Source organism: Vibrio sp. 1402 (assembly GCF_033340275.1).
Genome location: NZ_JAWOWE010000012.1, coordinates 108,928 through 129,970, shown reverse-complemented (window position 1 = coordinate 129,970; position 21,043 = coordinate 108,928). Strand labels below are relative to the sequence as shown.

Sequence of the window (21,043 nt, the reverse complement as noted above, 5' to 3'; positions counted from 1 at the left end):
TTTTCCTACTTATGGACGGGTCTACTATCGTCCCGGTTTTGACATTGCCAATAATGTTCAGCTGGAACTACCTTAAAGCCATGTGTGTTTTCTATGTATTAATGTCTTTAATCTCTCTTACCAAAAGGACACCATTAGAGTTTTTTATACACCTCCTGTCAAAATACAACCAAGGCAACAACTTGCCATATCGAAAAAACGAAATTTGGAAGCCAGATAACCGATAAGAAATTGTTCTTATTCGTAGGTTACCTTACAGCTTCGTTTGTTGTTTGTTATCCGAAAATGACGTATATTTATCAAAATAATAGGGGTTACTATGATGAAATTAAGATTAATTTTACCTTTACTCGTGATGAGTAGCGCGCAAGCGGGGGTTGTATTTACTGAATACGAGTCAGATACCGCTTATGGTTTAAACGACATCCAATCTAAAGTCGGTTACCAAAATAAATTACCTGCTCACGAAATACTGAATGCTTTAGCACCAGCTGGTTGGCGGGTAAATATTGGACCAGGCATCTCTTCCCACCAATTAGCCTGGGTACCTTCACCTAATTGGCGCAGTGCTGTTGCTAAGATACAGGAACTAAATTCCGGTATTTATATTGTTCTAAATGAACAAGAACGAGTGTTGGCTGCATCCAAAAATCGTGAACACCTTACGTACCTTCAGACACGAACACCAAAACTCTGGACATTAGACCCTAAACTGTCACTCAAAGAGAACTTTGAGGTTTGGAATACAAAGTCCAATATCGACATTATTTGGGGCTCTAAATACGACTTCCCTGTTAAATCACGTTCGGTATTGATTGGTGACCTAACAGGAAGAGACGGAGTCTTAGATAGAGTGCTTAAGGAGACGTTAAAAACAAAAGAACCACTGTGGATTAGTTACAGCCCTGAAATTGGTGCTGCTCATATCCTAAAAGGCGGTTCTACTGAAAAAGGGACTTACCAGTAATGAACAACACATTGAAACTTAAAGCTCTCACACTAACCATTATCGCGCTTGTCAGTGGTTGTAGTACTCCTGGTAAAGATGCCAATAGAGTTGCGACAGCACAGGCAGACGCTGCCACTGAGACGATTCAAAAACACAGACTTAAACCCGGTATAGATCAGAGCGTCTACAGCGAAGACAATAATTACGTTATTCTTGGGGAACCTTTCAAGTTAAAAGAAAGGCAAGACCTTCCAGAGATTTTTCTTACCCCGAGTAAATTCATGTCATATCGCTCTAAACCCCTTAGCGACACGATTGACTATTTGAACAATAAGTATGCCTCGTATGGGGTTTACATTAGCTTTACTAGCGACGCTATCAAGTATCTTAACCAAGACTCTGGAAGTTCCAAAGCAAGCGGTGGTACAAGTGATTCTACTGGTGATGATTTAGACGTTTCGGCACTTTATACAGATACGAACAAAGGGTCACTATTAGATGGCGCAAAAGTGTCTATTTCCCTGAACTTTGAAAAGCACGTTGCTTTAAAGCAAGTGTTGGATGCTATCGCAGCAAAAACCAACCTATGGTGGAAATACCAATCTGATGGTCGTGTATCCTTTTACCGACAAGAAACTAGACACTTTCGGATCGACCAATATGCTGGTAGTACAACTTTAAAATCAAGTATCAATTCGTCTACTAGCGGTGGTCAGCAAGGCGAGGGGACAAGCTCTCAAACTTCGAGTTCTCACTCATATTCATTTGACCGTGACCTAGGGAAACCAATGGACCAACTCCTCAAGGGGATTAAATCCATTGCTTCTGAAGATGCAAAAGTAGAAGTGTTACCTGCACTAAGTATGGTTGCTGTAACTGACACACCTCGAAAGCTGCGAATTGTTGAGAACTTTATTGATGAGTCAAATTCTACTGCTGGAAAGATGATCAGGCTCGATATAGAGCTATGGGAACTGATCACTACAGACGAATCAAATTACGGCATTGAGCAATCTATTAAATACGCTAAGAATGACTTCGAACTTAAAATCGATGGAGTTCCAGTTGGTGATGCAGCTAAGTTAGGTGGTTTAGGGCTGAGTATCGGTGATGGTAGCTTCAAAGGCACTGAAATGGCATTGAAGGCTCTTCAGGGGACTAAATCTCTTTCGCTTAAAAAGTCAATTACGACAACTGTACCAAACAATGATGTTATTCCAGTCCAGTTCGTAAATGAAAAGAAATATGCGGATAAAATCGACCAAAGTGTATCTGGTGATGTTGTAACACAATCTGCAAGCACAGATACAACAACAAACGGTATTGTTTTCTTAGCTTCACCACGTGTTAACTCAGATGGAACAATTGCTGTCCGTATCGTAACTGATGTAAGTACCTTAAATGCAATTGACCCACTAGAAGTTGGTAATACACAACTTCAACTAACAGACAGAACTGTTACTGCCATGGTTAGCGCTAGAAATATCCGTTCAGGCGAAACAATGGTTATGACTGGGTTCGAGCAAGTGATTGACAATGGCCAAAACCAGTCAGTTCTAGGCGATTTGCTATGGATGTTTGGTGGCAATGACTCTAATGCTAAAACACGCTCAGTGATGCTAGTAATTATCACGCCTCATATCGAAAAAGTTTAACCCAATTAGGTCCTTTTATGCAGTCACTAGAAGAACTTGGATTTGATAGGCACTACATCGGTTTAGATTGGTACGAGGTTTCAGAATCCGATAAGACCATCCATATCAAAAATCTGGTTAACAAATACGACGCTACAAATGCAGTAATTGTTGAAGGGTCAACAATTGATGATGCACCAAAATCAACAATCGGTTTCGCTCAAAGCATAACGACAAAATACTACAGCGCGGCGGCAATCGTCGCTCGCGCTATTTGTGTCGATCACCCGAATGCTTTCTTCATACAAAAGCTACCATCCGGTAAATATTGGTATCTTTTGGTAATTGATAAGTGCCCAGCTGGTGGTGAGAATGATTTGGTATTTGAAACGGTGGAAGAAGTTATCCAACAGATCTTCGACCATTATCAAATGTACGATCTTCATCACGTAAAATTACGCTATGTAGTCCCTAATGAGATAACAGAAAATATCTCAGAACTATTTGAAGAGTCACGTTCAGAGTACCAACAGCACTCATATGACGTCATATGTGAAGCTGTACCTAATGAAAAGTTCGCTCAAATTCAAACAATTGAGCAGCTACTCAACACAAACCCCCTATCAAAGATAAAACCATCCCACATCGTATTTGTGGCTCTTGGAATTATATTTTTGATAGGTGTGCAGGTATATAAATCTAACTCCAAGCAAGAGTATGTAATTCCTGACATAGATTCAATGGTGAAGAAAGCATCAAGCAGTACTCTAGCTAAGCAAGCTGAAAACGATTTGAATCATAAAAAAATCGAGAGAATAGACAAGGCAAATGCAACTAAAGAGGAAGCAAAATGGCTTACTCAACGTTTAACCGCATCAGATCCTAAAAAGGTCATTTTGAACCTTAAAGCCTATATTAACTCTCTTCCTGTTGATGTTGGTGGATGGTTCCCAATGACTGTCGATCTCGTTACCAAAGGAATCATTACTAGAGACTCATCAACAGTAGACAAACCAGCAGACCAAGAGTTTTTTCATGAGACGACCGTTTTGTGGAAAAACGGAGGGACAACGGTTGCCAATTTTAGAGACAACATCGAATTCGATGGAACTATCACTTATTCACTCTCTGGAGAAGAGATTACTACGTCTCAAATAGTACCGCTTCCTAAACCAGACCATTATTTTGATGAAAGTGACGCTTTTATCTTCATAAAGGAAACTCACGGCCACTACCTAGACTTACTAACCTTCATTCAGCAACAAGCAGAGAAGACACAAGGAAGACTGTACGGAGCGATTTCAGCAAACCGCAAAACAGAAAGGGAGATCCCTTTTAAAAACGAAACATATTCCACTGAAGTAAGAAACCCACAAATAGATTACACCGTTGTGAATGTACAACTTTCGTTAAGTGGGTTTGGTTGGGCATTTAACTATTTGGACCAACTAGCTAACGATATCGACAAATTTAAAAGCATGATTATACAGAGCATTTCGATAAATCTGGAAACAGAAGAGATCGTTCTTAAGATGCAGTACATACACGAAAGTAGCATTCTTAATCAACAAGACAAAGAGGTTTCATTACGTGAAAATTAATACTATTACCCTATGCATCGCGACCCAATTGTTGAGCTTTACAACTTTTGCAAATGATCAATCCGGGCAGACTTACCAAGACATCCAAAAACAACGAAGCCTCTCTATAGAGGAAAACAAATCACTCTCGCAAAATGAGTTGATACGAGCCCAAAAAGAGCATGCTAATAAGATGTTAATGCTTGACAATCAGTATCAGCAGCTTTTGATAGAAAATAACAAATTACTAAACGGTGGGCCTGAACCGAAAAAAGAGAAGGCATCGGATGAAGAGCGTTTAGCAAAATTCCAGGAGGAGACTAGGACAAAGCGTAGAGCTCAACGAGAAGCTGAAGTTAATGCTCTGCTAAACGAAATGGAAAAACAAATCTTCGTTACAGATATTTATGAGATAGCTGGTCAGTTGAAAGGTGAGTTTTGGCATAAGGGGGCTATCCAAACTTTAAAAGAAGGGGAGAGCTTTGGGGACTGGTATGTAGATTCACTGTCATTTCAAGGCGCTGTAGTCATGCCTTTCGATTATTCAACTCACAAAATGGACAAATCAAGAGCACGACATATCACGGTTAAAACCTCTGACGAAGCAATTGACCGCTTTAAGAAAGCGCAAACATTCCGAGACCGTATTATCGAGCAGAAGATTGGGGAGCTTTCAGAATCAAGTATGTTTGGAGCCCCGGCGCCTACATTAATTAATGACTCTCCCTCTCAAGGTTTAATGTTCAAGTGAGAATTTCATGACTAGTACTAACTTAGCAGAGTATAGACCTGCAACCAGCATTGTAGAATCCAGCGCAAACGAATACGACATTTTGTCAGATTCAATTTCTGGTGATTTAATAAAATACTTTGGTAGTCGTAGTAGCTCTAGTTCACACTTCTTTAACGACTTAACATACGACACTAGAGAACAACTTCCTTGGGCCTTAGGTGGTATCATTGACAAGGACAAAGTGGCACATCCAGCTTATGGTAAAAAATTCCTTATTTCGGATGGCCATATTCAAGGTATGGATGAAGGATACAACTACCTTACCGTCTTAATGACAGAAGACTTTTCAAAGTCAATCACACAAGTTCGAGCGACTATCAGAGATGATTTGGGATATACCGATCATACTCATACAAAAGTCATTAATCTTAAGTGCTCAGAAGACCTAATCCTATTACTTGCTGATGTCATCTTCATGGGCTCTGAAGAAAACCAATCTAAAGATGATGAGGGCAGAAGTTTTAAAGCGATCACTGCGTCTGTTTTAGAATCACACCCTGCAACGTCAGACATTCACTTTGAAGTATCTAATATACCTGGCAACACGTTAGTACGTATACGTGTAGATGGCGATTTAATTGATTTCAAAGAATATACATACGATAGGCTTTACGAGACGGTTGATGTTGCTTACAACATCATCGGTGGGGATGAAGCATCCGGCTCTAGCATCCAAGGTAACAACCTAAGCTGGAAAGAACCTCAATCTGGTAAATTTATCTACACGTATAACAATACTCAAATTGAAATGCGTGTTGAATTTGCACCAAGAGAAACTGAGGGCGGTGGAGATCTAGTATGCAGGATTACCAGTAAAGGGGAGAAATCCTCTATAAGAAAGCTAGATAAAGCTGGATATCACCCAGTTCAAACGCTGTTGATTAAAAAACACTCCAGTAAAAAACAAGGAAATATACTGTTTGCTGGTGTTACAGGTTCTGGTAAGACCCAGTCCATGTATTCAGTTATCGATTACTTACAAGACCTGTACAAATCTACTCGGAAGTTTGTTACTGCCGAAAACCCTATCGAGATGAACTTAGAGGGCGTTTCACAAGTTAACTTAGAAGATAACTCTAGCGCTTCTGATAATGAAATGAACACATTAACCAAGCAGTTTGAACGAATTTCCGAAAGCTTCATGCGACTAGACCCAGATATCATGGGTACAGGAGAAATACGTTGCTACAATTCAGCAAAATTTGCAATTGAATCTGCCCGAACTGGCCATGTATGTTTCTCAACAATACATGCCGCATCTTCTTGTGATGTACCAGGTCGCTTGGACGGTTTCGGAGTAGCTAGATCAGTCTATCAATCATCAAACACCCTAACTGTCATCATTGCTCAGTCTTTAGTACGAACCGTGTGCCCGTCCTGTAGTCGAAGTTATGATGAGCTTCCGAATAACTCTCCATTAGTTTATTCATTAATACAAAGCTTATCTTCCCTAGAGTTACTTGAGTACCTGCCGAACATACGTTTCGCAAAGCAAGGTGGGTGTGAAGAGTGTAATTATTCTGTAGATGGCCGTGTTGGACGAACACCTGTAGCTGAAGTCTTGGCGCCAGATCAAACAATCAGAAACCTATGGGCTAAAAACGAAGATGATTTGGCTAAAGCTCATTGGCTAAACACTGGTGGTTTTACTAAGTTAGAGCACGCAATTTATAAAATGTGCAAAGGGGTATTGGACCCTGAGATGATAGAACGTGAAATCGATCAACTTGTGGTCTCTCGATTAGATCGTGAAGAGCTAAATGTTTCTCTCTACCACCCAGAGGTTTAATTAATGGAAAACGATATTAACCAAAAGTTGCTCAGAATAAAGAGTCAATACCTTAGTGATGACTTCATTGATACCTTAAAGCTAAAGTATACAAACTTTCGTGTGGGCTCAAAGAGAAAGTCTCAACTTCTAGAGAAAATTGCATCACGTTTAGCAGATGGTGATTCAATCGTAAATGTATTGGACTCCCTCTATGAAGCATATAAGTCCCAACAACCAAAATCCCAAGAAACAAAGTTCGTAAAATATCTTGCAGACCGGTACCGATACAGACCAGTTATCTCATACATGCTCGCACCATTCTTTGATAAAACCACTATTGGAGTTGCTTACGCAATCGAGAAGAAAACTGCAGCATACAAAGTAATACGCATATGTGTCAGCCAATTACAAAGAAAACAACAAATGAGAGGTGCTGGCTTTTTAGGAATAGTCGGTCCAATTATAGGTGTTGGTTTGATTATGTTGATTTGTAGTCTTGCACACTTATACATCTATGCTGTGCTGTTTAAGGGGCTTAATATAAAACCAACTCCTATTATGACATTTGCAAGAGAGTTTACAAAAACTGTATACGAGCTAAGCCCATTTATTACAGGCACATTGGTGATATACGGGACCTGGGTAGTTTGGAGTTTACCCAATCAAATTAATCGGAGATTAACTAAATTACCACCTTGGAATGTTGTTGACGCGATTAATTCCGCTATAACCCTACAAACATTCAATGCTCTTTTGAAAGTCGGGATGCCCTCTTCAGAAGCACTAAAGCTTGTTGGTTCCCACTCAACGCCATATGTAAAACATTGGTGCCAAAAAATGCGTCTTAATATGATTGGAGGAAAGAGTGAAGGGCAAGCACTCGCCTGTGATTTCTTTAGTAGAGAACCAAGAATTGAGATTGAGTCGTATGCTACAACCTCTGACTTTACTAATAAACTAGACGATATCACCGAAGAAGTATTTGCTAACACTGAAATGCTAGTAAAAAAGCTTACGACAGGGATCATGCTCGGTTGCATGATGGCAGTTTTAACTGTAAACGCCATAGTTGGCCTTTCTATTTCTTCAATTGGTCAAACCCTTAACTAAGTTTGATAATAAAATTAACAAATTGTGAAAACCATATTCCACTTGATTGATATATGCCAATCATGTATAAAATCCAATAGCTTTCAAAGAGGAAAATAGCTATGTTATTTAAACCAAAAAAACAATATTCAAAGAAACTAAACCGCGTTCATGCAAAACGTAAAGGTGCATTTCTATCTACAGAGCTTCAATTAGTCCTGGCATTCGTGGGCATTATGGTTGTCGGTATTGCTACAACTATGGGGGATTCAGGTGCGGGTAAACTTGTTGACGATGCTGAGTCAGCTCTACTACAAGCATCGGACGAACTACGACGTACAGTGGGTGGCTTTGGTTCATACGCATCTGTTAACAACACTGACTGTTACGACAAAAACATCTGGCCTTCAAGCTGGTTAAGTGCAACCCAAGATGAATTTACCACACCTTTTTCTGATAATGGCTTGACCTGTGGAAGCGTAGACACCGCGACTAACCGTGATGGGATTACAACTACTGGTACAGGTAAATTCTTCACTTTCACTTTCTCAAATGTAGAAACAGATCAGTGTAACCTACTCGTTGGTCGTGTATTCCAAAACTTCGTTGAGATCCAGGTTGAAGGTACGCGAATTGATGGTAATGACACTCTTAAAACACAGTGTGCATCTGGCGATGAAGTAGCAATCACATTCATCAACCGTTAATCATTATTAATAAGAGTGGCCAATATGCTGCCTAGAACCTCAATCAAAAGACAAAGAGGCTTTTTCCTTCAACTTGGCATATTGGCCTCTACTGTCGCTTTAAGTATCATCATGTCCACTTACCTCATGATGAAAAGTGATCAATACGAATCTCAAGTAGACCAACTTCAAGGGCAGCGTATAGCAACGCTGCTTCATGCTATCAAGAATGCCTCAAGACAAAGTGGCTCATTAGCCCAATGGAATCAGCCGGGCCAACCCTTCCAAAACGGTGCTGAGCACATTGGAACAATGTGGTTGAAGCCAAACACCTGTGGTGGTACCCAAACATCTGAGTTCCTATTCTGTGACTTCGAAGATTCCCCTAGAATTGGGGATAACATGCAATACAAAACTGAAGTTACAAATGATGGAACCCAGGTCGAACTCAAATTAACTGTCTCAAATACTGCTGAAACTCGGGGATTTGACTTCTCTGGTGAAAACGGAGTCAAACGTTCATGTACTATAGCCCGAATTGCTGGTGGAGGTTTGGCAAACCTAAATTCAGGCACCTCAATCTCGCAAGTGGATTGCGACTTTGATACAGGTATCATTACTATGGATATCACTTGGGGCACAAGCTTCTCTGATGACCTGAGTATCCATGGTACAAACTCACCGTTAGCTACAATCGACTGGAATGGACAGGATGTCGATAATATGGACCGCCTTGAAGTATCTAGCATTGTGGACCGAGAAAACCCTGTATTTAGACTCGATTTGAATGGAACCAGCAACCTCAACAACCTCAACGTTAATTCCATAGACGCGAACTCCGGTACTATTGACACGTTACGCTCCAATTCTGCAAACTTAACTAGTGTTCGCGGCACTGACCTTGATTACGATAACGCTGACATTGATCGTGCTGATATTAATAGAGCTGACATCAATAACGGCGATATAAATACAGCTAGTATAGGCTCAGCAACAATAGACCAAGCTACAGTACGGAATAGAATCAACCAAACCAACTCATCGCAAATGAATAATTTCGCAGGGGGCTTGGCAATCGGTACTGGTTCAAACATATCAACTCTAGAGAATGGCTCTCTTTATGTCCCTGGAGCCGTTGTTGATTTCAATGACCCCTCAATGTTTTTTGACCCAAATGGCGTTTCTCGAACAAGAGACATTCGTTTGACATCGAGAGGGGGTGTAGCTCTCTCAAACCTAACAAGTAAATATGTTCACCAAGGTTCCGCTACAATAAACGGAGTTGGTGCAATTAAAGGTGTAAATTGTGGTGATGGTGCAGGTTATGCGGCAAATAGAATTGTTGTAGACTGGCAAGATAGTAAGCGTTACCACTCAGCGAACGGTGTAGTCGTATCTGACTATTCATTAAACCGAATCGGTGTTACAAAAAATGCATCTGGCTCACAATTTCTTGTCCGCCTTTACTCGTATAATTTCAAAACTAAACTTTGGGAAACACCTAGAGAAAACCGAGCACTAGCAACTATCTATTGCTATTACCCTTAAATATCTTCCCTTCCAGGGCATACCAAACTATAATATATTATAGACTAAGCTTAAGGTATGCCCTATGAACCTACTTCTTGCTATCTTCTTTGGAATTCTTCGTACTCCGGCTCTACTTTTTTATGTAACTACAGGAGTCGTTCACTACGTAATGGGCAAGCTCGTAAGGACGGTCCTAATCCCTTTATCATACGTAACAGAGAAACTCCTTAAACCCAATCACTATCTAATCGGCCTTGGTGGCCTTTTAATACTATACAAAGGATATGAGTATCTACGTGCTATAGCAGTATCAATTGCTGATACAGAAGTGTTTCTATATATGCCCGTTTGGTTACTAAGTTATCTTGAGTTTAGTGATGTACCATTTGATAGGCTAGGCTTGCCGGGTGCACAAAGACCACTTACAGAATCAATGTTAGATTTCGAGCAGGTATTGTTTGGTAAATTCGATGTAATTGATTTGTACTTGGTCTGGTGGTGGTTCTTTTTAGGGAGTCAACTAGGGCTTTACATCTACTATGCAGTAAACAGGCTTTTGAAGACAATGAACCTCGATTAAGACAATGAAAAAAGAGCCATTATCTGAATTAGTCTGAATGCAATCTGTGAGTTTCTTTATCTCGATGTGACTAGGTCTGACAGGTTGCCCTTAATCGGCTCTGTCCAATAGTTTGCTAGAGATTGAATGACTTTCTAATGTTCTCTATAGCTTGAGTGCTATACATAACCATATTTTCCCCTTGGTCGTTATACAGTTCCAATTTTCTTGATTTTAAAGTGTGGATTAGTTGCCAGCTTTTTATCTAGTCGAGGTGCTAACCACTCTTTAAACGCTTTTTTCCGTTCAGCTTTTCTAACATCTTCCACAGCAAATACTTTGTATTTTGCTTGGTTTTTTGGCTCGCCAAGCCACTTCTTGATAGCTGAATCTGTCCACAATCGATCTGTTTTTAGTCGAGTTACCGTAATCCAGTTTTTCGACCACTCAACAAAACGCTTTCGCTCTTTGATAGCTCGAATCTCTTGTTGGCTTTTAACCCAATTGGGATCGACAGCAAACTGCTTGTGGCCGATAAACCTACCGCGAGGCTTAGGCATCCTTTTCCCCCTACGACTGGTTAGATGGTTCACGGACTTTGAAGCCGTTTGGTCTAGTTAGTGAAACGGCATCACCAACCCTAGATACATTCCATGTTTCAATTAAGTTAACTTGGTCGTTTATAACTCGCACTTTGATGTTTTCATTTTCAGGATCTATTTTGATGCAATTATTGCCTCCAACTGAATGAGAGTACCCAAACAACCAATTTACGGACTCGTTGGGGCACTCTTCGAATCCATGAACATAACCAATTTCACTATCATCAATCTGTAGCTCAGCTACAGGTGAGATGTAGATAGTAATATCAGCCATTTGCTCATTGACCATTTCGTTATAATCATCTACAAGGTCACAAGCACTCAAAAGAGGCAGTGCGATAGCTAATGTTAATATGCTTTTCAATTTCATCATTTCCCCTTAAATTACGTTTCTTGTTTTCAGCTCATCTACGTGGCGTTCTTCACGATAAACACGAGATCATGGCCCTTATACATCAATCAATGCTTTCAACAAATCCCTCTATTAGCTCAGATGTATTCGATTGTGCACCACCAGCGAATCCAGTTGAGCTATTTAATGAAGGTAAGATTTCTTTTATAAGGTTCAATATTGACAGTCGAGTTAAAGTGTAGGAGGTCATATCTTTAACTCTTTTTGCTTCCATCTCCTGGGCGGGATTATTGATCTCCATTTCCTTATTGGCCGTTTTTATTTTCTCTTTTAACAGCCCTAGTTGCTTGATCTTAGAAAACTTTAATTCGTTATTAACAGTAAACCCTAAAGTGGCGTTCCATTCGCAAGATAGTTGAAGTGGGCGCTTTTGCGCTAGTAAATTAGCATTGATTTCATCTGACTCAATATCCTGGTTACTGTATCTCACCTTGTTCGCACCGTTCGCTCTATTCTCAAATGCAATATCACCATTTTTAATTGCCAACGTAGGCGGTAACTCCAGGCTGCTAAGCCAACTAGTAAATACACTCGAAACATCATTATTAACTGTTAGCGGGCTCGCAGGAAATGTTTTGAATGTAAGCTTGAATAAATCAATAATCGCTTCAACTTCTTTGTTTCCACTTGAACCGATAAAAAGAAACTTTAGCTCAGTATTAAACCAAACAATGATATCTTTGAAACGTGTAAGCGATTTCGGTATAAGAAGGTTTTCACACATTTCACGTAAATTCTTGACATCTTGTGAAGAAACCTTGGCATTTACTCCCCATGTCCTGGGGGAATCTTGTGCAAGCTGAATCATTTTCTGCCTGACAGCTTCGTCCAATGTACTAGATGCAACAGACCTAAAGCGCTTTTCTATACGAAAAATGTAATCGTTTTCTAGCTTAATGTAAGGTTTATTTGATTGCAGTAACTCAGCCCAGCCATATTTAGTCTTAATCGCACCAGTCAAAGGCTTCGCTTTCAGTTTCTCAAACATTTCAGAGTGCAGATTTGGGTCCAAGTTGAAGTCTTCAGGTAACTTGTAAATCACAAAGGTTTTAAACATGATTTACCTCGGCTTTATTGGAAAGTGGCAGTAAACGCATAGGATCTTTTTTGATGGCAACTAAAAATGAATACACAGAACCAAAGCGATTGGTGTCATATTGCCAATATAAATGCAGGTAATGAAAATAGATAAAGGAAGTAAATGCACTTAGCAAGGTCAAATACATGGATGTCATTAGGTAACTAAATTGAACCTCCGAGGTTACTATCGTTACAATAATGAATTTGGCAACACTGTTTACAGCGAAGAAGCAAAAAGCCAATACGAAAAATAGCGTTAGCCAAATAGACAGCTGTAGGTTTCTGGCTTTGCCTTCAACCTGTTCATCATTCATGTCGAAACCAGCTTTAACAACCTCATCGAAAGGTACAAGATTGAAGTGTACGGGGGTCTCCATGAACGGAACCATTTTCATATGGGCGGGGACAGCTCTAACAAGTTCCATGTACGTAGTTGGCTTCACTTCGGTACGCTGAATGGTTAAATCATACCGTCCATCTTCCCCTTTTTTTAAAATCAAACGGTTCGCTGATTCAGAGGCTGTCAACTGAGGTAGATGAGGGCTAATTTCAAGCATATCGTTTGCTAGCTGCTCATTAGAATCACTGGGACGCTCCTCGTGTTTTAGAACCAACAAACGATTACTGTCTTTCTTAAAATCAGGAACACTTCCATTAGCCTCTGAAAACACACTCGATTCAAACAAGCTATAACCATGTTTCAGTAGGTACTCTCTATTGACTTCGGTGTATGAGTCTAGATAAGGCAGGGACGTTAAAGGGTCAAAAGATTGCTGATAATCTCTTGCAGACTTTATTTCATTTAGTAGGCCTCCAGGGAGCCTGTATTCATTATGAATACTCTCCAGAGCTCTATCTATAGGGGTTATATGAACCCACTCAGTCCAAAACCTCAGTCTAAACATATTCCATGTCCAATCATTTGGGGTCTTGCTTGTGGCGTTTTTAAAAAAAGTTGAAAGTATCATAGATTACATAGTCCTATTTGCTTGCACTTGGTGGTCGTTCAGACTTTTCACCATTTCCTGTGTTTCCATTTCCGTTATTACCACTGCCATTATTACCATTGCCTTGCTGATCCTGTTGAGGTTGTTGTTTTTGAAGTGAACCATTAAAAGCATCAGACATTTTGTTGAAGGTACCATTCGTTGCTGATAGGTACTGATCAGAATCACCAAATTGACCAATAGCATCTGTAGCAACCCAAGACATTAAATTGTTGGCAAATAAGTTCGGAGCTTTTAGACAATAAACAAGTAAACCAAATAGAACGATTGGATATCCTCCTGTAAGCATCACTAAATCAAAAAGATCCCAAGAGGAGGGTAGGTTAACTCCAATGGACTTCCACCAAACGCTATTAAGGAAAGCTAAGCTGAGGTTACACATTGCAAAACCAAGCATTAATCCAATTACATGAAGAGTCGGCCTCAGGAATATGGCTCCGTAGAGAGCTGCCATTCTTAGACCATGAACAGCCATTAGCCCTTCACCTGCAGCAGAGGCTAATAAAGCACTGCCCAGGGCAATGCCTGCCAGAGCTTCGGCACAAATGATGAAAAAAGCGGTAACAACAAATAGGAATGTAATTATTGGCACCATTGGCAATACATTACCTAGAATAAAAGCACCGATAAGGCTAGATACAACCAGTGGAGCGACTGTTTTAACGAAGAAGGCCAAAGGTATAGCGAATGGAGCTGACAAAGCAGAACTCTCGAGGGCACCTTTGATGACATCTGCGCCTTCAGTTGCCAATACAACGATGTACCAAATGTTCTTAAGCGCTTCACCTAACGTAGATAATAACGCCAAAGCATTTGTAGACCCTGTAACGTCGAATAGAGCTCCATCATAGTCAATGCCGCTCATCCCTGGCGTTTCTATTGCAGATGCCAGATTACCATTATAATTACCAAGGCTTAGAGCTGAGCTTAATATTCCGGAAGCAACAGATACTATTGCAGACTCGTTGCCAGTCGCCGCTGCTTTTGCGTTTTCATTTGTCGAGTGAACGGCCATTAGTGCGGACCAGTTATTCAACTTCTGCGCCTCAGGCCAATCTGATTTTATGTCTCCACTCATTGCAAGTTGTTCAGTTAAGTCCCAAGTGAACTTTGGAAAATTGCTTGCCAGCCAATACGTCTTACATTCGTTTGCTTCATCTATTTCATCATCAAGAGATGAATCGAAAAGGTTTATACTTGGAATCCATGAGAATACAGAACGGCAGAAACTGGTTCTTTCCGGTATATTTGTACTCATTACATTGTCTAATGAAAAACCTACTCCAGATGAAGCTAATTGCATCATTCCATTCATACGGCTAAACGCTAGAGGAGCCATCATCCAGCCCCCTTCTGTTAATTCTTCGACCAGCGAGGATGAGCCTGATATGCTGATATTCGCTTTAGAACTACCGCAACGACTTGCTTCATATTGACCCTGCCAAGACTGAGATAACTCCCCCATATAACCGCGCTCTACAACTTTAGACTTACACATTGCTAAATCAACGTGCGCTTTGAATAGGTTTTCAGCTAACTCTTTAGAGCCTAATTCATTGAGTAAATATTCACGATAATAAGAGTCATCACTTCTTCGCATTGCCGTTACATATTTTGATAAATCTGCGTTCTTCAGCCGCGATAACATACTCGATACAAGCGTGTGTAATTCTGACATGAAAGTGAACGTAGCCTCTGTACCGTAGTAGTTCGAGTAATATGCAAGCTTTTGCTCCACTGATGAGCTAGCAGTAGGTTTACGGGCGAAATCAAACCTGATTGAACCACAGGCTCCTCCACGAAATTCTAAAATAGCGCCAGTATTTTCAGCCCCATTCTTTCCTATAGGCTCATCGACATAATTAAGAGAAGAAGAAGACCCGCTTGAATTAGGGTACATTGAGCTGATTCGTGAAAATGATGGAAATGAGTCGGTTGGGAATATGCTAGATGTCCCATTTGAATTAATCGATTTTAAAGTGAATTTTCTATCATTTGAGCTTTCAAACAACTCAGCACAAGAAAGCATAGAAACCATAGTTTCTCCAACTGAGAACACTTCACCTACATTCGTAGACGCTATTTGCGCTCCAGTATGATTCACATAATCATTTACTCCAGCTTTCCAGAATACATCAGCTGCTCCCGCACCATGGACGATTACATACATCCCAGAAGCTTGTCCTACCGATACAAAGGAACCAGCAGCATGAATCATAGGCGCCAATGACCCCAACGCTATTGCAATTCTTAATGGAACGTATGGTGACATTTTCCCAAAGACATGACCTGTAGCAGCAGCATTCATCATGATGTGACCAGAGTTATATATGACATTTATTGATCCATAGAGTAGGGCTAAGAAATTGAGCCCCCCCAACATGACCATTAAAGGCGTCAATGTCGCTTCTACACTCTGATTACCAAAAAGGTGATGTACCCAACCACCGAATAAAATTGCTAAAAAGTTTGTTGTCGACCCTGTCTGAACATGAGCCTCTATACAAGTAAGAGTAAAATCTGCACAAGTTGCCATAGGGGACCTCAGTTCATGGTTGCAGCTGTGATAGTGTTGCTCAGTGATTGATAGAAGAAATCGATGTACACAAGGAAAATTCCGAACCCCATATGAACAACAATATGACTAAACTTAATTTGTCCTGACATCTGTGGATTGGCTAAGAGAGTTATTCCCATCACACCTCTGAAGTAAGATATAACTCCGTAAATAGACATGACCGCAAAACAAGCTCGTATAGCAATAGAACGAGTTTGCATCCCCGTTCCTACGGTAGAAACATTGACTAGGTTAGTAGCTCGCTGACTTATGTCATCAAACATTGCCGCAGAATAGGGAGTGCTAAAATCTAATCCTGAACCATGCCAAAATAGACTCCCCCAAGCAGCTATTCCTTCTCCAAATTTCCACATAAATGCTGAAGCTATAAAAACTGCCATTATCAATTTAGGTGAGGGAGGACTTCCATACATTTGGCTAACCATGGGGGACGACGTTCTTGTCCTCATGAGGGCAAGCCATAAATAGACACCCTGGACAAATAGATATAAACCCAGCCCCTGAGCTACTAGGATTATTCCATCAACTAAAATGACAAATTCATGCGTCAGAAACCGCTCTAGAACGTCAGTGACCTCTACAGCCATAATTAGTATTTCCTTGCATTTCCAGCTATTTCATTTAGCAGTTGAGTTTGTAAGCCTAAATTGAATTCGCTTGATAACTGGGAATCCAGTATATGACCCAGCAGAGCAAGGACCCTTGCATCAATTTGAGCGTTCATTCTTTGGACTTGTTCCACAGTGGTAAAATTAGCCTTGCAAGCTTGACCAGCTGGTGTGTTTAACCAATCATCCATTTCACGCTGGGTATTTACCATTGCGGCTTTGCGTGAATAACAAGACTTGTCACCACCATTTCCGTAGAGCTTTATTTGCTCAGGAGAGTTATAGAAATCAATATCAGCCTTTATTTGCTCAAGAATAGATTGAATAGGGCGCCCATTTTCATCACGAGGGTTGGTGAGCCCGTTAACTCTAAGAGCTGTATTAAATCCAGCTGTAGTTCTTAGATGACGTTTAAGCCATCGGTTGTAAGCCATCTTTGCATCTGCACCCGAGTTTTCATTGATAACTTGGTTATTCTCACCGCGGGGCATTTTATTTATTTCACCGGAGCTAAAAAGTACTTTAAGCATGGTGTCAGTGCGCTCTTTCTCATCAGTTGATTTGGAGTAGCCACCTTCACCCATGCCGGGTAAAACACCTTTTATATTTAATAAATCGAGTTCAACAGTATCTCCATGCGTAACGCCCTCTAAAAGTGATACAGACTCATCTGCTAATGATTGCAGCCCTGTTTCACATCTATCTCCTTCACAATCAATTTCATCTGAAAGCTGCACAGCAAAATCAAGGCTATTTGTCTGGGCTTCGCAATAAAAGTCATCTGTAGCTTCATAAAGTGCAGACACCGCTGCTATGCCATCACACATCAATGGTGAGGGTTCCATCTTTGCTTGAAGCTCAAGGTTAGAAGTTTCCGAAACACTGTTAGAAATGGCCTGTGTTGATGCGAGTTCGCGCATCGTATCTTGAGATGCTTTCCATTCCTCCATTAGTTCTGTCATTGTCATTTCAGAAATCTTTAAACCCTTTTCTTCAGCCCATAACATCGCATCTTGAGCACTTTGGCTGATTATCTGACCTAAGCCTGTTGGGTCTGTACAGATTACGGCGTTTGCTGTCCCTGGCAATAAGACCGCCAGGGATAAACTTAATAACGTTTTCTTAAACATTAGCGTGCTCTCTATAAATCAAACCCACCAATATCAAATGATAGGTCTTGAGTTGGTTGAGACGGTGAGTTTCCATCATTTGATGGTTTGGATGGAGTTGCTTCGTTGAATAGTTCGGAGAAGTCGAGTTCAGGCACTTGTGTATGTTCAATAGAATGACCAGTCTTCAACGCCCTATCCGTATTCAATGCGTATTCTGAAACACCAATTTGCAGACACATATGTTCGAACTTTGCATCGTTTAGTCCAACCTCGCGATTCGAGGCAGGGTGGTTTCTTAAGATATGCATTTGTGGGTCGACCAATGGGCCGATAATTGAGTTATTGAATTTCATTTCAACCTCTAATAGACTCGAAACTAATGTCATATTACAATAAAAAACAACATCAGCAAAACCCAAAAGTCACCTATGATTAGACTAACGTTCGATAAAAAATGGATAGATGAATACTGGCAAGAGGTTGAGCCAAAAGTAATGAGCAGCATTTCATCCTTTGAGGCCAGAGAAAGCTGGGTTGTTGAGGATCAGTCTCCATCATTAAGAGAACTTAATCGCATTGCTGAAAACCTACCTCAATTAGCAAATTTCCCATTGAATCAGGATGTGCAAGAGCAAGCCGATCGGTTACTCGTAATTTTGGGGTGCTTACCGCTAAAAACGTCTTTAGCTGCTTTTGGTTGGCTGGGGGCTTTTAGTCAAAACGATCACAAATGGAATTACATTGTCTCTATCCACGCGAACCAAACTCTAGCGAGTCAAAGTATAGAAAACCGAAACCGGTATAAGTTTGCCAAAATTCTTCACACAAGATTAAACCTCTTCAACTTTCTAATCGAATTCGACAAGCAATATATGAGTGAGGATGCAACTCGATTGGCACTGGCAACTCACAAAAGATTAATTCAGGAGAATACTAAGGATGGATAATAATAAAATTATTCGTTTTGCACTTCTAGCTTCAGTCATTGCAACTGTCACTCCCTTTAAGAGTGAAGCAGCAAGGGTATGTCGACAAAAAGTCTCATTGCCAGCACCTTCAGCTGGTATATGTGACGTAGATACAAGCAATCCTAAGATGGGAAACCCATTTGCTTATATAGACCCGACTCAAGGGTGTGATTTCTCTTTTAGTTTGCCAGGTCTACCTTCGTTTAGCCTCGATGGTTTACAAGGAGCTCTATGCGATACCATTCAGGATATTGGGCAGCAAGGCATTGACGACGCACTTGGCCCTGTACTTGATGCGATTCCAGATAGTGTAGACCTCGACCTAGATAATTTGATGGAAGGCATCTTCGATGATCAAATTGAGATGCAAAGTAAATTTTGCCCTGTCTATGACGACAAGGGAAAACTGGTTTCGTACGAATGTGCGTCTGATGGGAATGGTGGCGGTGACATTATAGACATAGAAGACCCTGATCATGGAGACAGAGAATGTTATACACAAAATGGAATTACATACTGTAAGGATGATGAAGGAGAGGTAACTGAACCAGACCCAGAACCTTATGACCCTGAGAAAGACCCAACTTTGCCAATATGCTCAGAGTTAGACAGTTTCTTTGACTCTGAAGGTAACTTAATACCTTGTAGAAACGGTACAAGCAGACAAGCCGTTTACCCTCAATCTGAACAAAACCTTCCTAGTTCATCAAGAGATACCAACCAATCTACCAAACCAAAATGGGATGTGAAAAAAGGGTGGTAATGTGAATTTAATACTTGTTGAAAGCAGCCTTAAATCGAAGCAAGTTAACTTGGCTCTAGGTGCACTAGGTATTCAAGAAGAGTTTACTTGCGGATTTACTATGGGGAGAGTTTTCGATTTTAAGGTCGGAGACCCTTCTCTAAAGTGGTCCCCAAGGAACTCTGACGTATACCAGTATCTGTCTACTCAAATTCAACGCTCAGACAATGTTATCGCTATGACAGATGCTGACGAACAAGGAGAGTACATCGCCTACCAATTGCAAACCATAGCAAATCAATATGGTCGTTCACTTGTGAAAGCCGATCTGAGTGAGTTATCACCTTTAGGCATAAAAACAGCACTGAGTAAGGTTAGGCCAATAAACCTAGACGTTGTAGCACAAGCACATACAGAACGACTATTAAATCTTAAAGTAGCCAATTATGGTATTAATCAGGGTATTGGACCAACGAGTATTCATAAGTTAATGGTTGCAAGCCATTTAATGGATACACCTACTCTTAATGTAGCTACATTCTTAGATGATGAAAGTTCCGTTAAAGCCCTAACTTACAACACTTCCCTAAAGTCAGCCGAGTCTGAATTAGTTGAAGTTCCAACGAAACCGCCATCAACCTTAAACATCTACCAGAACGTAGCAATACACTACGATACGCCTGTCTGTGATATCGCAAATAATCTTCAAGACTTATATCAATCTGGAAAGCTTTCATACGGGCGTGTGACCGAGAATTATTGGTATCCAAGTGCAGAGAACTCCGTAGAAGATACCCTAAGCGAGCTTTGTGTAGCTATAGACATGGAAAGATTTGCGGCATTAACAGAAAGAAACCAAGCCCACTCAGCTATTTATGTCGTTGATCATCGTTCCGTGTACAGCAAACATTCAGAAGTAGAAATGGTAACTGAATTTACAAAAAGTGCTTTGGGCTTGAGCGATAAAAAGACGTATCTAGCTGATGCTGGTGGACCTATTTTGTCAACTGAAGAACTAGTTCAGCCTGGTTTAAAACGCAGCTCCCCAGATATCCAGATCTTACAAAGCTTAAATGAACTTGGCCTATATAAGCCTTCTACCAGCCCAACTCTTTGTAGTTCCCTTAGCTCAGCTTTTTACATTAACTCACAACTGAACAAAGAAGCTCTAAAGTTTCAGTTTTCTATCACTAAGCGTCTTTTCCCTTCTCTCTTAGAACATATAGAGATGCGTCAAAATCCAATCACCCAACGAGTAAACCATAAAGTAGATGGGACGGAACTAACTATCACTAACAACATGGCCAACACCTTGTTTGATAATTTAACGATGAGTAGGTAAT

20 protein-coding genes are annotated in these 21,043 nt (G+C 40.5%); 12 read left to right on the top strand and 8 right to left on the bottom strand.

The features are described 5' to 3' along the window. Positions 1-319: 319 nt before the first annotated feature. From R7044_RS19600 to R7044_RS19560, 9 genes are all read left to right on the top strand, one after another. Entirely contained in the window at positions 320-967 is a 648-nt protein-coding gene (locus tag R7044_RS19600; protein ID WP_025634121.1) for a hypothetical protein, read from the top strand. Further along, complete coding sequence (locus tag R7044_RS19595) at positions 967-2,604, top strand: hypothetical protein (protein ID WP_025634122.1); 1,638 nt, start codon at positions 967-969, stop codon at positions 2,602-2,604. Before R7044_RS19600 ends, R7044_RS19595 begins: the two co-directional genes overlap by 1 nt. Before the next feature lie 17 nt (positions 2,605-2,621). Continuing rightward, a complete protein-coding gene (locus tag R7044_RS19590; protein ID WP_025634123.1) occupies positions 2,622-4,184 on the top strand; it encodes a hypothetical protein in 1,563 nt (520 codons plus the stop codon). Continuing rightward, positions 4,174-4,914: a hypothetical protein gene (locus R7044_RS19585; protein ID WP_025634125.1), complete on the top strand. Its 741-nt coding sequence runs from the start codon at positions 4,174-4,176 to the stop codon at positions 4,912-4,914. Before R7044_RS19590 ends, R7044_RS19585 begins: the two co-directional genes overlap by 11 nt. A gap of 7 nt (positions 4,915-4,921) precedes the next feature. Next, positions 4,922-6,745, top strand: a complete 1,824-nt coding sequence (locus R7044_RS19580; protein WP_025634126.1) for a GspE/PulE family protein — start codon at positions 4,922-4,924, stop codon at positions 6,743-6,745. A 3-nt stretch (positions 6,746-6,748) separates the two neighbouring features. Beyond that, positions 6,749-7,837 (top strand): hypothetical protein, encoded by a 1,089-nt coding sequence (locus R7044_RS19575; protein ID WP_025634128.1) that lies wholly within the window; start codon positions 6,749-6,751, stop codon positions 7,835-7,837. A gap of 101 nt (positions 7,838-7,938) precedes the next feature. After that, positions 7,939-8,523, top strand: coding sequence for a hypothetical protein (locus tag R7044_RS19570; RefSeq protein WP_025634129.1), 585 nt, complete (start codon positions 7,939-7,941; stop codon positions 8,521-8,523). A 111-nt stretch (positions 8,524-8,634) separates the two neighbouring features. Then, positions 8,635-10,050, top strand: coding sequence for a hypothetical protein (locus R7044_RS19565; protein WP_139351514.1), 1,416 nt, complete (start codon positions 8,635-8,637; stop codon positions 10,048-10,050). A gap of 64 nt (positions 10,051-10,114) precedes the next feature. Beyond that, positions 10,115-10,612 (top strand): hypothetical protein, encoded by a 498-nt coding sequence (locus R7044_RS19560; RefSeq protein ID WP_025634132.1) that lies wholly within the window; start codon positions 10,115-10,117, stop codon positions 10,610-10,612. 188 nt (positions 10,613-10,800) lie between these two features. On the opposite strand, the gene R7044_RS19555 is transcribed toward R7044_RS19560, so the two are convergent. The 8 genes from R7044_RS19555 to R7044_RS19520 form a co-directional block, all read right to left on the bottom strand. Further along, positions 10,801-11,151, bottom strand: coding sequence for a hypothetical protein (locus R7044_RS19555; protein ID WP_025634133.1), 351 nt, complete (start codon positions 11,149-11,151; stop codon positions 10,801-10,803). 10 nt (positions 11,152-11,161) lie between these two features. Beyond that, complete coding sequence (locus tag R7044_RS19550; RefSeq protein WP_138058895.1) at positions 11,162-11,566, bottom strand: hypothetical protein; 405 nt, start codon at positions 11,564-11,566, stop codon at positions 11,162-11,164. 82 nt (positions 11,567-11,648) lie between these two features. Then, complete coding sequence (gene rdgC, locus R7044_RS19545) at positions 11,649-12,662, bottom strand: recombination-associated protein RdgC (RefSeq protein WP_025634137.1); 1,014 nt, start codon at positions 12,660-12,662, stop codon at positions 11,649-11,651. Beyond that, a complete protein-coding gene (locus R7044_RS19540) occupies positions 12,655-13,653 on the bottom strand; it encodes a hypothetical protein (RefSeq protein WP_025634139.1) in 999 nt (332 codons plus the stop codon). Before R7044_RS19540 ends, rdgC begins: the two co-directional genes overlap by 8 nt. A gap of 13 nt (positions 13,654-13,666) precedes the next feature. Then, positions 13,667-16,228 (bottom strand): DotA/TraY family protein, encoded by a 2,562-nt coding sequence (locus R7044_RS19535; RefSeq protein ID WP_025634141.1) that lies wholly within the window; start codon positions 16,226-16,228, stop codon positions 13,667-13,669. Positions 16,229-16,236: 8 nt separating this feature from the next. Further along, positions 16,237-16,857, bottom strand: a complete 621-nt coding sequence (locus R7044_RS19530) for a hypothetical protein (protein ID WP_025634142.1) — start codon at positions 16,855-16,857, stop codon at positions 16,237-16,239. A gap of 2 nt (positions 16,858-16,859) precedes the next feature. Beyond that, entirely contained in the window at positions 16,860-18,008 is a 1,149-nt protein-coding gene (locus tag R7044_RS19525) for a hypothetical protein (RefSeq protein WP_025634143.1), read from the bottom strand. 11 nt (positions 18,009-18,019) lie between these two features. Further along, positions 18,020-18,343: a hypothetical protein gene (locus R7044_RS19520; RefSeq protein WP_025634145.1), complete on the bottom strand. Its 324-nt coding sequence runs from the start codon at positions 18,341-18,343 to the stop codon at positions 18,020-18,022. 141 nt (positions 18,344-18,484) lie between these two features. Here R7044_RS19520 and R7044_RS19515 point away from each other — a divergent pair, with 141 nt between their 5' ends. The 3 genes from R7044_RS19515 to R7044_RS19505 are packed head-to-tail and all read left to right on the top strand — an operon-like array spanning position 18,485 to position 21,042. Next, entirely contained in the window at positions 18,485-18,937 is a 453-nt protein-coding gene (locus R7044_RS19515) for a hypothetical protein (RefSeq protein WP_203347289.1), read from the top strand. Continuing rightward, positions 18,930-19,721 carry a hypothetical protein gene (locus R7044_RS19510; RefSeq protein ID WP_025634147.1) on the top strand — a complete coding sequence of 264 codons (792 nt, stop codon included), beginning with the start codon at positions 18,930-18,932 and terminating at the stop codon, positions 19,719-19,721. The genes R7044_RS19515 and R7044_RS19510 overlap by 8 nt, the downstream gene beginning before the upstream one ends. 1 nt (position 19,722) lies before the next feature. Further along, a complete protein-coding gene (locus R7044_RS19505; protein ID WP_025634149.1) occupies positions 19,723-21,042 on the top strand; it encodes a toprim domain-containing protein in 1,320 nt (439 codons plus the stop codon). The last annotated feature ends 1 nt before the right edge of the window (position 21,043 follow it).

What these genes read in the sequence shown, in the direction of transcription:
- R7044_RS19600 (WP_025634121.1), top strand. Translation starts at nt 320, where the DNA reads ATGATGAAATTAAGATTAATTTTACCTTTACTCGTGATGAGTAGCGCG.
- R7044_RS19595 (WP_025634122.1), top strand. Translation starts at nt 967, where the DNA reads ATGAACAACACATTGAAACTTAAAGCTCTCACACTAACCATTATCGCG.
- R7044_RS19590 (WP_025634123.1), top strand. Translation starts at nt 2,622, where the DNA reads ATGCAGTCACTAGAAGAACTTGGATTTGATAGGCACTACATCGGTTTA.
- R7044_RS19580 (WP_025634126.1), top strand. Translation starts at nt 4,922, where the DNA reads ATGACTAGTACTAACTTAGCAGAGTATAGACCTGCAACCAGCATTGTA.
- R7044_RS19575 (WP_025634128.1), top strand. Translation starts at nt 6,749, where the DNA reads ATGGAAAACGATATTAACCAAAAGTTGCTCAGAATAAAGAGTCAATAC.
- R7044_RS19570 (WP_025634129.1), top strand. Translation starts at nt 7,939, where the DNA reads ATGTTATTTAAACCAAAAAAACAATATTCAAAGAAACTAAACCGCGTT.
- R7044_RS19565 (WP_139351514.1), top strand. Translation starts at nt 8,635, where the DNA reads ATGTCCACTTACCTCATGATGAAAAGTGATCAATACGAATCTCAAGTA.
- R7044_RS19560 (WP_025634132.1), top strand. Translation starts at nt 10,115, where the DNA reads ATGAACCTACTTCTTGCTATCTTCTTTGGAATTCTTCGTACTCCGGCT.
- R7044_RS19555 (WP_025634133.1), bottom strand. Translation starts at nt 11,151, where the DNA reads ATGCCTAAGCCTCGCGGTAGGTTTATCGGCCACAAGCAGTTTGCTGTC.
- R7044_RS19550 (WP_138058895.1), bottom strand. Translation starts at nt 11,566, where the DNA reads ATGATGAAATTGAAAAGCATATTAACATTAGCTATCGCACTGCCTCTT.
- rdgC (WP_025634137.1), bottom strand. Translation starts at nt 12,662, where the DNA reads ATGTTTAAAACCTTTGTGATTTACAAGTTACCTGAAGACTTCAACTTG.
- R7044_RS19540 (WP_025634139.1), bottom strand. Translation starts at nt 13,653, where the DNA reads ATGATACTTTCAACTTTTTTTAAAAACGCCACAAGCAAGACCCCAAAT.
- R7044_RS19535 (WP_025634141.1), bottom strand. Translation starts at nt 16,228, where the DNA reads ATGGCAACTTGTGCAGATTTTACTCTTACTTGTATAGAGGCTCATGTT.
- R7044_RS19530 (WP_025634142.1), bottom strand. Translation starts at nt 16,857, where the DNA reads ATGGCTGTAGAGGTCACTGACGTTCTAGAGCGGTTTCTGACGCATGAA.
- R7044_RS19525 (WP_025634143.1), bottom strand. Translation starts at nt 18,008, where the DNA reads ATGTTTAAGAAAACGTTATTAAGTTTATCCCTGGCGGTCTTATTGCCA.
- R7044_RS19520 (WP_025634145.1), bottom strand. Translation starts at nt 18,343, where the DNA reads ATGAAATTCAATAACTCAATTATCGGCCCATTGGTCGACCCACAAATG.
- R7044_RS19515 (WP_203347289.1), top strand. Translation starts at nt 18,485, where the DNA reads ATGAGCAGCATTTCATCCTTTGAGGCCAGAGAAAGCTGGGTTGTTGAG.
- R7044_RS19510 (WP_025634147.1), top strand. Translation starts at nt 18,930, where the DNA reads ATGGATAATAATAAAATTATTCGTTTTGCACTTCTAGCTTCAGTCATT.